The organism is Desulforhabdus amnigena, from assembly GCF_027925305.1.
GTDB lineage: Bacteria > Desulfobacterota > Syntrophobacteria > Syntrophobacterales > Syntrophobacteraceae > Desulforhabdus > Desulforhabdus amnigena.
In genome coordinates this window covers 3,800,741-3,812,836 of sequence record NZ_BSDR01000001.1, presented here as the reverse complement: position 1 = coordinate 3,812,836, position 12,096 = coordinate 3,800,741, and the positions used below count along the sequence as shown (strand labels likewise).

Genomic DNA, 12,096 nt, shown 5'->3' with positions numbered 1-12,096 from the left:
TATGTCATTTTGGAAAAATCTTTTTGGGAAAAAAGAGGAAAAGCCTTCGCTGGATCCATTGGCGGACCTGGTGTTGGAGAAGTTGAAACCCGGCTATTTATTGGATTACGATCTGCGCACCTGGCAGGTAGTCGCTCAGCACTACCACGATATGGGTGACGGCTATCGAAGGGAGGAATGGGAACTGCGCAGTGACGGGGAAATTTATTTTCTCAATCGTGAGGAGGATGAGGGGGTGTACTGGCATTTGACACGCCAGGTGCCTGTGGATGCAGTGGACAGAAATCTTCGCAACTATATTCGGGAACACAACGATCCTCCTGAAACCCTGGATTACGAGGGAGTCCACTTTCGTATGTGCAGTTACGGGGGAGCCAAGTTCTACCGAAATGGAGAAGGACCGCCTCAGCCCTTTCTCTATTGGGATTACGAGGACGAAAAGAGGGAAAAAATCCTCACCATAGAACAATGGGGAGACATCGAATTTGAAGCCTATTTCGGGCAATATGTCGAAGAATATCAATTCACGAACATACTTCCCGGCAAACTTTCGTCATAGCCGTTGAGAAACCGAGAGACAAACGATGAAGAAGGAGGCCCCCATGAGCTTTCGCCGCATGCTGATCCTATGGGTGTTGCTCCCCTGTTTTCTGGTGGGCTGCGGGAGCAGCCAACCCATCGAGCGATTGCGCCGGAGCCTGGAATCCTATCCCGAGTACAGTATCGTCCTGCAGGACATGTACTCTCAGGGACTGTTTTTTCAAGACTATTTCCACCGGTACCGGCTGATCTACCTTCCCGCGACTCAGCAAACCCAAAAGGATGGAACCCCCAACCTGCAGCAGGCCTTGACGGATTGGATCCGGGTGGATCAATCGACCTTTGAACACTTCAAGCCTTACCTGGGGATGGTCATCCTCTCCAAGGAAAAGGACGGTACCATCAACGATGTCCCCCATCCAGTGGATTTCAAGTACGTGGGCGATTCCCGGTTCGGCCAGTGGAAAACCGACGACCAGGGCAAGCGCTCCTGGTCCTGGCTCGCCACGGCCTTGATCCTCTCCGAGGTAGTGGACGCGATAGGAGACGCTCAGAGAAAGGGCCATTATCCCATCGACTATGGAGACTACCAGGACTACCGGAGATCGACCCAACAAAGAACACCTTACTATGGCAAAAAGAATGAAGCGGGGAGACCCCAGTTCGGCACTCAGGGAACCGTCACTCAAGAACGGAACACCGGCTTTTTCGAACGTCAGCAGGCACGCATGGCCGACCGAAAAGCCACTTTTTCCCAAAAAGTCGAGTCCCGAATGGGGCGCACCAGGGTTTCCGGGTTCACTCCGCGCAGTTCCAGCCGACTGAAAAGGTAGTCGAAAAGGGGGGATAGAAAAATGTTTATGGGCGCATTGTCACTGGGCGTAGTTTATCTGATAGCCGTCTTCATTTTGTTTATGCTCGGCAAGTATTTTTTTGATCTCACGCACCGTAAAATCAACCTCAAGGAGGAGCTCGTCGAGCGCGACAATCTGGCTTTGGCCCTCTCCATGGGGGGGTATTTCATCGGATTGACACTGGCCGTGGGGGGAGGATTGGCCGGCCCTTCCGTTTCCATCACCATGGACTTGATCGATATCTTTCTTTATGGAATCATAGCCATCTTGCTGCTCCATCTCTCTGTGCGCATCAATGACTGGCTGATTCTCTATCGGTTCAGCAGTGAAAAAGAAATCATTCAAGACAAGAATTGCGGCGTTGGAATCATTGAAGCGGGCAACCATGTGGCCATGGGGATGATCATAAACGGCGCCGTCGCAAGCGGAGGGGACATCAAAACGGTCCTTGTCTTCTGGATTTTGGGCCAGCTCACGCTTGTCGTTGCTTCATGGGTCTATTGTAAAATAACGGGCTTCAATGTTCTCGATGCCATCGAAAAGGACAATGTGGCGGTGGGAACCGCTTTTGCCGGAATGCTTCTGGCTGTGGGAAACCTCATACGCTTTGCAGTATCGGGAACTTTTGTTTCCTGGGCCCAAAATCTCGGTTTTTTTGCGACAGTCGTAGTGTTTGGTTTGATTGCGCTTCCTTTGGTCAGAAAAGCCACGGACAAGCTGGTTCTTCCGGGACAGCGCCTAACGGATGAGCTGATTCACCAGGAAAATCCCAACATCGGGGCTGGAGTGATCGAAGGGGTGGTCTACATTGCCATGTCCTTCCTGATCGGATGGTGTTTCGCCTGAGTCCGGCCGCGGGGTAGCAAAGCAAGAAACCCGGTATACAGACCGGGAAACAGGAGGAGAAGAAGATGTCGGACAACATGGAAAAGGTCAAAAGCTTTTTGATAGACCTCGATATGGTCATTACTGAAGAAGATCCAGCAGAAGAACTACTCATAGTGGAAGACGAGGAAAACGGCATCAAAAACCTCATCCTCGATTGTGAAGATCCCATTCTCATTGTGGAGCAGCTGATCATGCCCGTACCGCCGGCGAACCAGCTGGACTTCTTTCGAAGACTTCTGCAGATGAATGCAACCCTGGTGCATGGAGCTTTCATACTGGATGAGGAAGCCCGGTACGTTTTTTTTCGAGACACTTTACAGTTGGAAAATCTGGACAAGAATGAGTTGGAAGGTTCCATTCGGGCTCTGGCGTTCGCCCTTGCGGAACACGGCAATGAACTGATCCGGTTCAGTACTGAAGGTTAATGCGACATTGTCACATCAACCACAAAAACACGGAGAATACAAAGATTTCATTTGAAAGTCTTTCTCTATGCCATCAGTGTGTCTCCGTGGTTCCGATGAAATCTGACAATGTCAAGTTAAGGAGGTCGAAAAATGGCAGGTATTTTTAGTCGATTGTTCAAAATCGGTCAGTCGGAAGTCCATGCCGTGGTGGATCAACTGGAAGATCCCATCAAAATGACCGAACAGGGGATTCGGGACTTGAAGAAGGACTTGGCGGAAGCCATGCAGAGCCTGGCGCAAATCAAGGGGCTCGCGATCCGCCTCAAGAAGGAATCCGATGACGCCTTAAAGCTTTCCCAGGATTATGAACGCAAGGCGATGCTGCTGATACAGCGGGCCCAGAATGGCGAAATTGATGCTCAGAAGGCGGAGCAACTGGCCATGGAAGTGCTCAATGAAAAGCAATCCTTCGAGAAGCGCGCCCTGCAGCTTCAGACGGAATACCAGGCACAAAATGGGATGTCTCAGCAACTGCAGCACAAGGTTGATGAGCTCCGCAAGACGATTTCCACCTATGAAAATGAACTGGTTACCCTGCGGGCCCGGGCCAAGACGGCGAGTTCCATGAAGAAGATCAATCAGCAGCTCTCCCGAATAGACTCTTCCAGCACCATCGCCATGCTCGAAAAGATGAAGCAGAAGGTCTCAGAAGAGGAATCCCTGGCCACAGCCTATGGTGATATCGCTGCACAGAATGCGAGCATCGAAGTGCGTGTCAATGAGGCTTTGGCCAGCCCGTCGATGGACTCAAAGCGTTCTTTGGAAGATTTGAAGCGAAAAATGGGGCTTCTGCCCTTTCCAACCGGTTCTTAATGCGACACACTGTCACATTACCCCCATGACGGGACGGTCACAATGAAGAATGAAAAAAGGCAATGCAATGCAAGGCGACAGGGAAGGCGGGAAGCACTCTTGAGAAGCGATATTATCATGAGCTATGAACCATGAGCCTTTTTTCATATAAACCACAGAGACACGGGGGACAGGGATTTCATTTGAAATTCTTTCCCCGTGCCCTTCGTGTCTCCGTGGTTCAATAGAAGGGCACGATGGACCAACTCCGGCGACTGGAACAGGAAGTGGAAGCTCTAAAAGCCTCGGTGGCCCAATTGCAGCAGGAAATTCAGGCCTTGCGCCAGGAACAGGCTCTGAGGGCACATCCCGTCGAGGAGGCTCTTGGACAGAGGGGATTGCCGGTTTTCTTCCATGGAGACCAGTCTCAGATCATTTTTCCTCCCGATTTTTCATCCTTACAGAAAGAACGCTTCTATCGACTGATGCGGCGCTATTCCTTTCGCCTTTTTCTCCGGGAACTCATCCAGGCCCCGGAAGGAAGCGATTGGCGTGCTCTCAACCGTTATTGTTCCCTCAAGACCGTTCGTTCCTATATGAAGGAACTCTCCCACATGAACATAGTGGAACTTCTGCCGGATTTTGGCTACCGGCTGCGCAGCAGTCCTATTCCGAGTTTCGGCCCCACTTTGGAATGGTATGTGTGCGAGATCTTCCGACGGGAATTCCTTGCCCCGGCACTCTTCAATATTCGACTTCGGCAGACGCGCTTCGGCGGGGATTACGATGTGATCAGCATCGTTGCGGGATATCTGGTGTACGTGGAAGTAAAATCATCCCCCCCACGTGGAGTGGAAAGTCCGGCCGTTATAGCTTTCCTCAACCGGATTCGAGATCTTCAGCCACACATGGCCATTTTCCTCGTGGATACCGAACTGCGCATGAAGGATAAAATGGTGCCTCTTTTTGAAGAAGCCTTTGAAAGAGAACACCGAAACCCCGAGGAATGGAAGGCAAAGAGACTCGTCAATGAAATATTTCAGATTCGTCATGCTATTTATTTGATCAATAGCAGAAAAGGAATATATAGCAACTTGAGGCATTGCTTTAGAGATTTTCTCAGTGGTGAGAGAAAGATATCCTGATTGCATTGGGAGCCTTCGCTCGTCCGGATCCCCGATGAAGAATGTCAAAACTTTAGCCCTTGGAAGAATGCAAAAAATTCACCTTTGCCTCAAGCGCACTGCCCTGTTCACGATGGTCTCGATCAGCATATGATGTGTTTGATTCAGTGCCTTCATGTTTTCAAAACGTATGACTCTCCAAACCCTGTTTTACAGGATATCAACCTGGAAATCTTTCAGGGGGACTTCGTCTTTCTGCTGGGAAAAAGCGGGTCCGGCAAGAGTACCTTTCTGAAGGCGCTTTTCGGCCTGACGCCCCTTGATCGCGGCCACATCTTTATCGAGGGAAAAGACATTTCCCAACTCACGCCCAGGGAAGTACCCTATTTCAGGAGAGAGGTGGGAACCGTTTTTCAGGATTTCAAACTCCTGACACACAAGAGTGTTTTCAAAAACGTTGCTCTACCCCTCGAAATTGTCGGCAGAGACGATCTTTTCATCCAAAAGAGGGTGCACACGATCCTCAGCGATTTGAACCTGGATCAAAAAGCTGACGTTCCATGCGGACATCTATCGGCAGCGGAGCAACAGAGGGTCGCTATTGCACGGGCGGTCGTAAACGATCCGGTGATCTTTTTGGGTGATGAACCGACGGCAAGCCTGGATGCCCAGGAAGTGCGGCAGGTATTGAGATTGTTGGACGATATGCGGATCATCGGCACAACGGTGGTTTTGACTACACACAATGCATCGCTACCGGCCATGGTTCCCCAAAGCCGCGTAGTGGTCCTTCACCAGGGGAGACTCATAGAACAAACCGCTTCGTCTCCATCTTCATGAACGTTTCCGATGATTTCCACAACGAAGCGGCTCGGCTGACACCAACCCCTCTCAGCCCAGTGAAACCAACCGGATGGAAAGGCCTACACCGGCCTTCCAGGGTTTTCCAAAACTAGAACACTCGATGAACAAAAAAATCTTCACTCTTCTTCTGGAACGCACTTGGGACAGTCTTTGTTCAGACGCTATTTCCTGGACCGCAGGCTTCCTTGCTCTCTCACTCTGTTTCTTTGTCCAGGGCCTTCTATGTCTGGCTTTCATGACCTCGGAGATCGTGGCTCCTTCATGGATGGAGAACGACAGAGCGACAATCTATTTTCGTCCCGGAGCATCTGCCCAGGAACAGGATCGCCTTGCCCAGGAACTGAAATCCTGGCCTGAAATCAAAACGGTTTCCCTCAAATCGAAAGAAGATGCGCGAAAGGAAATGGAAAGCCTGCTGGGGCAAATGAAAGGGATTTTGCAAGACCTTGGCGACAACTTCCTTCCCTCCTCCCTGGACATTGAATTCCATTCCAAAATAGCGGCGGCGGAAGGAACCGACGCCCTTATAGAAAAAATCAGACAATATCCGCAAGTTGACGAAGTCCTCTATGGAAAAGGGCAGTCAAAAGAGGTAAAATTATTTATAAATTTGTTGAAATATATAGAGTTCGGGGGGATGGGCTTCATCACTCTTGTCTCCATCCTCATTATCTTTGGCATCGGCAGAACGACTGTTTGTGTTTGTCATGACACGGTGGTGATATACAACCTGGTGGGAGCGCCCCCTATTTACAATAAATTGCCCTTCTATATGGCAGGCATTCTTCTGGGAATGACGAGTTCGTTTCTTGCAACCGGCGGTTTGATCTTTTTCTTCTTTCAATTCAGACCGGCCCTGCCCGATTTGCTCGTGTCGGCCATCCCTATGAAGTCCTCCCAAATGGCACTGATCGCTTTGGTGCTTTTGACTTCCGGTATCGTGGTCGGTTGGACCGGCTCATGGCTTGCTCTGAAAAAGAGTGTGAGATTTTGAAAAGTGACTGCACCGTTAACGACATTGGTTGTTTTCCTTTACCTGTCGGCATTTGCATCAGTGAATCCAGTCTTTACGACAAGAACTTGCAGCGCCCAGGAAAATCCGGCATCTTCCCCTCCCCTTTCGGCGGGGGAGACGAATCAAAGTGCGCACATCCCCATGCCCCCGGAAAAAAAAGAGGCTCTGGTGAATCAGCTCAACCAATTGGACGAAAGGTTGCCCCAGCTTGTCTCCCAAAAGGAAGAGGCTTCAAACGAGATGAAAAGACTGGAAGTGGAACAGGCGGATATTCTGGACACATTGAACAATTTACGGGGATACACCCAGCGGTTGAGCGATTTGGTGAAAGCCAGGTTGGTGACTCTTTACAAGTTCAAGCAAATGGGCTATGCAATTTCTTTGCTCACTGCCGCCGGATCAAACGGCGCCATCAGGGGAGGCTACACTGCGGCAAGGATTATGGAGGAGGACCAACGAATCCTAAAAGTCCACCAACAAAAGCAGGCTGAAATCGAGAATTTCGAAAAAATACTTTCTCAGATGGGTGACCGATTCAATGCGCTGAAGTTTCAAAAGGAGGCTCACGAGCGAGAAATTCTAGCCGTACAGGAGCAGAAGGCTGAACTTCTGAAGCAGGTTCGTCTGGAGGAGGGCCTTTATGCACAGTATAATACAAAATTTATTGAAAGTCAGAAGAGACTGGGCGAAAAAGCTTTTTACCGAAAACCCATCTTTGATTTTCGTTCAAAGACCTTTTCTACACTTCAGGGGACGTTGCCGCTTCCCACTCCTGGGAAGGTGATTCATACTTATAAATCGGGGACAGAAACCTACACGCATTCCTTATATCAAAACGGGATAGTCCTCCTGGCCCCGAAAGGGCAACCGGTGCAGGCTATTCATGGCGGCATCGTGGTCTATGCCGACTGGTTCAAAGAATACGGAAAAGTGATGATTATCGATCACGGAGATCATTACTACAGCCTGATTGCCCATGCTGACCAGCTCCATAAACAAGTGGGAGATAGTGTAGAAGCAGGCGAGAAAATTGCGTGTGTTGGAAATTCCGGTTCTCCCGATGGAGCGAAGCTCTATTTTGAATTGAGGCATTACGGAAAAGCGGTTAATCCCATGGAATGGTTGGCGGTTCATAATTTTTCGAAAGAGTGAGGAAGTCCTTATGTTGAAAAAAAGAAAAAAGGCAATAATTCTGATTGCTGGAGTCACTTTCCTGCTCATGGGTTGGTCAGGCCTCAAAGCCAAAACAAACTCTGAGAATTCAGATATTTATCAATATCTAAAACTCTTCAGCGATGTTCTGAACATTGTCCAGGACAACTATGTGGAGAAAGTGGAATCCAAGAAGCTCATCTACGGGGCCGTTACCGGAATGCTTCGTGAATTGGATCCTCACTCTTCCTTCTTGAAACCTGAAGACTATAAAGAACTGCAAATCGAGACCAAAGGAAAGTTCGGAGGGCTCGGTATAGAAATCTCTATTCGTGACGGAGTCCTGACGGTGGTCTCGCCTCTTGAGGACACCCCGGCGGACAAGGCAGGCATCCAGGCCAATGATCAAATCATCAAGATCGACGACCAGCCGACTCAGGACATGTCTTTGATGGATGCCGTCCAGAAGATGCGGGGCCCCAAGGGTACCAAGGTCAAACTGACCATCATTCGGAAGGGAGAGCGCAAGCCCCTGGAATTTGAATTGACACGGGATATTATCGCCATCCAGAGCATTAAGTTCAGAACGCTTGACCCCGGTTATGGATACCTGCGTATCTCCAGTTTCCAAAGCGGCACCACCAGCGATCTTCGCAAGGCGTTGGACAAACTGGAAGAGGAAAACCGGCCCTTGAACGGTTTGGTTCTCGATTTGAGAAACGATCCCGGCGGGCTTTTGGACCAGGCGGTCGAGGTCAGCGATGAATTCCTGGACAAGGGGTTGATCGTTTATACGGGTGGAAGGCTGGAAAGCCAGAAAATGCGGTTTGAAGCTCACAAGAATTCCAAACCGCGGGATTACCCCATTATCGTACTGGTCAATTCAGGCAGCGCCAGCGCCTCGGAAATCGTGGCCGGTGCGTTGCAGGATCACAAGAGAGCTCTCATTTTAGGAGAACCCACCTTCGGCAAGGGATCGGTCCAGACGGTAATTCCCTTGAGCGACGGCTCCGCTCTCCGCCTCACCACGTCTCTCTATTACACCCCCTCGGGCCGGTCCATACAGGCAAAAGGCATCGAGCCGGATATTTTAGTGAAGCGTGAAATGCCCCAGAAGGAAGACGAGGAGAGCACAGAAGAAGTACGCCGCATTCGAGAGAAAGACCTCCCCAGGCATATGGAAAATCAAAAACAGGAGACCCCTTCGGAAGTGAATGAGACGCAGGCGGAAACGCAAAAAATGCTGACGGAAGACAATCAGCTTCGGAGAGCCCTGGACCTGCTCAAAGGCTACAAGATCATGAACCAAACCATCTCGAATAAGTAGTCACATCCCGCGGTTGCCATGTCTTCTTCTGCAACGCCCAAAAAAACCCAAAAAGCTTCGGCGGGGCGCAGTTCTTCCACTTCCAAAGGAGGAAAACGCCCCGCAAAGAAGATTCCAGGTAAAGTCGGTCGGGGGGGATACAAATCCCCTTCGACCGCGACACGCAGGTCTTTCTTCCTTCCCCTGCTGACTTTATGGCTGCTCGCCATTGTTGTTCTGTCCGGTTTGGTTTACTGGGGAGAAGGTCCCGAAAAAATTTCTCCAAAGCAGGAATCCATTCAACCTTCTTCTTCCCCCGTTCGAGAAAAAGGCCCGTCATCCTCCCGGCAAAATCCGGATTCCAAAAGCCCTACCACACTTGTTGATCCAAAGGCTTCTTCCTCCGCACATTCTTTTCCTTTCCGGGAAGAACCGGCGAAAACTCTGAAACCAATGAAGCCCGAGGAGGAAAGAGACGGAGGGGCGACGCCTTCGGCCAGGACTTCGGTTCCGCCGAAGGAAGACCAGCCGGCGCAGAAGAAATCTTACAACGAAATACGAAATTCCATCGAGGCGGAGACAAAGGAATCCGAAATTTCGCCACCACCAGACTCCACGCCAGACAGAGTGTCCGCCAAAGACGATGTGCCGGATCTGCATCCGAAACCCGGAACATCCGAGAAGATTCCTGGCAAGAGCTCGTCCGAATCCAACCTGACAAACGACGCTTCTCTACCCCCCTTCAAACCAATTACCCCTTCCGGGGAACCCCCGGTGTCGGTTTCCCCACCCAGAACACGGCAGGACGAGCCCCGCCCCCCCAAAGAGAGTCTATCCCTTGCCTTGCACCTCCCCGAAGGCGGTCAGAAACCAGCGTTGAAACCTTCCGCTCCGCCCGTGCAGTCTCCCACTGCACCTGTAGCCAAGGTAGCGATCGTAATTGATGATTTTGGTCAGAACCTTGAAATGGCCAAAAATTTTCTCAAGGTACCCCTTCCCCTCACCTTTTCCATTCTCCCCTATCAACGCCATAGCCGGGAAATAGCGAAGCTCGTGCACGATCACCATCGCGAGGTGATCCTCCACCTCCCCATGGAGCCGCAGGGATACCCCAAAACCAATCCAGGGGAGGGAGCCTTGCTCCTCTCCATGTCCGAAAAAAAAATCCAGGACGCCCTGGAATCTGCAATCGATTCCGGCTTCCACATCTCTGGAGTGAATAACCACATGGGATCCCGGTTCACAGAAAACAGGGACTCCATGAAGATTCTCATCCGGGAGCTGAGCCGGCGAAACCTGTACTTTCTTGATAGTTACACCAGTCCACGAAGTGTAGGAATGGCCATAGCCAGGGATTTCCGTGTTCCCACCGCACGGAGGGACATTTTCCTGGACCATGTTACGACAGAGGATTTCACGCGCTCCCAAATCAACCAACTCATTCGGAAAGCCAAAATCGAAGGCACTGCCATCGCCATCGGTCATCCCCATGAATCCACTCTCCGTGTGCTTCTTGAGGCCTCGAAACTGTTTGAGAAGGAGGCTGTTGCCGTAGTCCCCGCCGGTGAACTCATGAAGAACCACCCCTCGCCATCTGAAAAGTAGGCGGGATATTTCCTTTATATGAAAAAGCTCATGGCTCATAGCTCATGGCAATTTTCCATAGCGATTCCCGCTTTCCCCGGCTCTTTGCATCTCTTTGCCGTCGTTTCATTTTTCGTTGTGTAGCCCAGCGGGTCACGAAGGTTCCTTCAAAAAAATCATGACATAACTCTGCAGAGGCACGGATTTTGATCTTGACCTTTCCAACCTGAAAAGCTATCCATCATCACGAACTTTTTGAGTGAGACAAGACAATCAAGAACTATTTTGTATTAATTCAAATACTTGAATATGGAGGAACGCTGACGGTATGTTTCGATTCATTCATTCCTTTTTTGTAATTCTCTTTTGTTTCCTGTGGACGAGCATCGCTTGCGCCGGAAACCTGCCGGCAGTGAAAGCCACGGCTCCCCGGCTTTCACTTGCCGCCAATGTTCAGGACACTCCTTCCATACAGGTTCCTGAATCCACTTTTGACTTCGGCGAGGTTATGGAGGGGAGCGAAATCGTCCACGATTTTGTGGTGAAAAACACTGGCAAGGCAGTGCTGCAAATCGAGCAGGTCCGCCCCGGGTGAGGCTGTGCTGTTGCCCAGTTTGACAGGGCGATCCCTGCCGGCGGCGAGGGAAAAATCACAATGAAGGTAAGCCTGAAAGGCTATCGAGGAAAAGTAAAGAAAAATGCAACCGTTATCAGCAATGACCCGCAGACTCCCCGTTTGACACTGGCTCTGCAGGGAACGGTCAAAACTCTGATCGACATTCGTCCTAATGACAACATTTCCTTTCGGGGGATGAGTGATCAGATTTCGGAGAGCACTATCGACATTGCATCGGATGTCCAGCCTTTTCACATCCTGAAAACGGAAAGCAATTTGGAAGAACAGATCGGCTATAAACTGGAAACGGTGGAAGATGGCAAGCACTACCAGCTCAAGGTCTCCAACAAGCTGAAAGAGGGAAGTTATTCCGGATACATTAAGTGCTCTACAGACCTCGAGCAAAAGCCCGATTTTCTCATCCGGGTGAGCGGGTACATAGAAGGGGAGATTGCGGTCAAACCCAAGACGGTTTTGGTGGGAAACCTCGCAGCACAGCAACCCACACGCATGGGAAAGATCATCGTGATGAGCAACAGTAACAAACCCTTCAAAATTTCAAAGTTGACCTACGATCAACGCATGATTGAGGTTACTCAACAACCGATCGACAAACAGAATGGATTCATCCTGGAAATCAATCCCAAAATGGAAAATGTACCATCGGGTTCCCAGCAAAGGACATCTCTTTCAGTGGAAACGGACGCGGCTCCCGGCGATGCACAGGAAGTTCAGATCCACCTGATCAACGCGGCGCAGACGCCTCCTGCCGAGGGAAACGCTTCCGGCTCAAGCCAACCGGCGAACCCAGACGATCCCGGGAGAGTTCTCAAGTAGTACGGAATCCCTATCTGTGCATGTTGCACCTGGTCATGGAAATTCGTGCAAAATAAA

At 50.4% G+C, this 12,096-nt stretch carries 12 protein-coding genes; all 12 read left to right on the top strand.

Features of this window, described 5'->3' with window-relative positions; genetic code table 11:
• Position 1: 1 nt before the first annotated feature.
• A complete protein-coding gene (locus QMG16_RS16220; protein WP_281795927.1) occupies positions 2-559 on the top strand; it encodes a DUF4178 domain-containing protein in 558 nt (185 codons plus the stop codon).
• A 43-nt stretch (positions 560-602) separates the two neighbouring features.
• On the top strand, positions 603-1,373 hold the full coding sequence (locus QMG16_RS16215; protein ID WP_281795925.1) for a hypothetical protein: 771 nt from the start codon (positions 603-605) through the stop codon (positions 1,371-1,373).
• Between the two features lie 21 nt (positions 1,374-1,394).
• Complete coding sequence (locus QMG16_RS16210) at positions 1,395-2,240, top strand: DUF350 domain-containing protein (protein ID WP_281795923.1); 846 nt, start codon at positions 1,395-1,397, stop codon at positions 2,238-2,240.
• 65 nt (positions 2,241-2,305) lie between these two features.
• On the top strand, positions 2,306-2,707 hold the full coding sequence (locus QMG16_RS16205; RefSeq protein ID WP_281795921.1) for a YbjN domain-containing protein: 402 nt from the start codon (positions 2,306-2,308) through the stop codon (positions 2,705-2,707).
• A 132-nt stretch (positions 2,708-2,839) separates the two neighbouring features.
• A complete protein-coding gene (locus QMG16_RS16200; protein ID WP_281795919.1) occupies positions 2,840-3,562 on the top strand; it encodes a PspA/IM30 family protein in 723 nt (240 codons plus the stop codon).
• Between the two features lie 236 nt (positions 3,563-3,798).
• The gene (locus tag QMG16_RS16195) at positions 3,799-4,686 is read left to right on the top strand and encodes a cell division protein ZapB (protein ID WP_281795917.1); all 888 of its coding nucleotides are present in this window, start codon (positions 3,799-3,801) and stop codon (positions 4,684-4,686) included.
• 129 nt (positions 4,687-4,815) lie between these two features.
• Positions 4,816-5,505: a cell division ATP-binding protein FtsE gene (locus tag QMG16_RS16190; RefSeq protein ID WP_281795916.1), complete on the top strand. Its 690-nt coding sequence runs from the start codon at positions 4,816-4,818 to the stop codon at positions 5,503-5,505.
• Positions 5,506-5,629: 124 nt separating this feature from the next.
• Positions 5,630-6,523: a cell division protein FtsX gene (locus QMG16_RS16185; RefSeq protein ID WP_281795913.1), complete on the top strand. Its 894-nt coding sequence runs from the start codon at positions 5,630-5,632 to the stop codon at positions 6,521-6,523.
• A gap of 162 nt (positions 6,524-6,685) precedes the next feature.
• Complete coding sequence (locus QMG16_RS16180; protein WP_281795911.1) at positions 6,686-7,696, top strand: murein hydrolase activator EnvC family protein; 1,011 nt, start codon at positions 6,686-6,688, stop codon at positions 7,694-7,696.
• A 10-nt stretch (positions 7,697-7,706) separates the two neighbouring features.
• The gene (locus QMG16_RS16175; RefSeq protein ID WP_281795910.1) at positions 7,707-9,023 is read left to right on the top strand and encodes a S41 family peptidase; all 1,317 of its coding nucleotides are present in this window, start codon (positions 7,707-7,709) and stop codon (positions 9,021-9,023) included.
• Between the two features lie 18 nt (positions 9,024-9,041).
• Positions 9,042-10,607, top strand: a complete 1,566-nt coding sequence (locus QMG16_RS16170) for a divergent polysaccharide deacetylase family protein (RefSeq protein ID WP_281795908.1) — start codon at positions 9,042-9,044, stop codon at positions 10,605-10,607.
• A gap of 307 nt (positions 10,608-10,914) precedes the next feature.
• Positions 10,915-12,039 carry a DUF1573 domain-containing protein gene (locus tag QMG16_RS16165; RefSeq protein WP_262987232.1) on the top strand — a complete coding sequence of 375 codons (1,125 nt, stop codon included), beginning with the start codon at positions 10,915-10,917 and terminating at the stop codon, positions 12,037-12,039.
• The last annotated feature ends 57 nt before the right edge of the window (positions 12,040-12,096 follow it).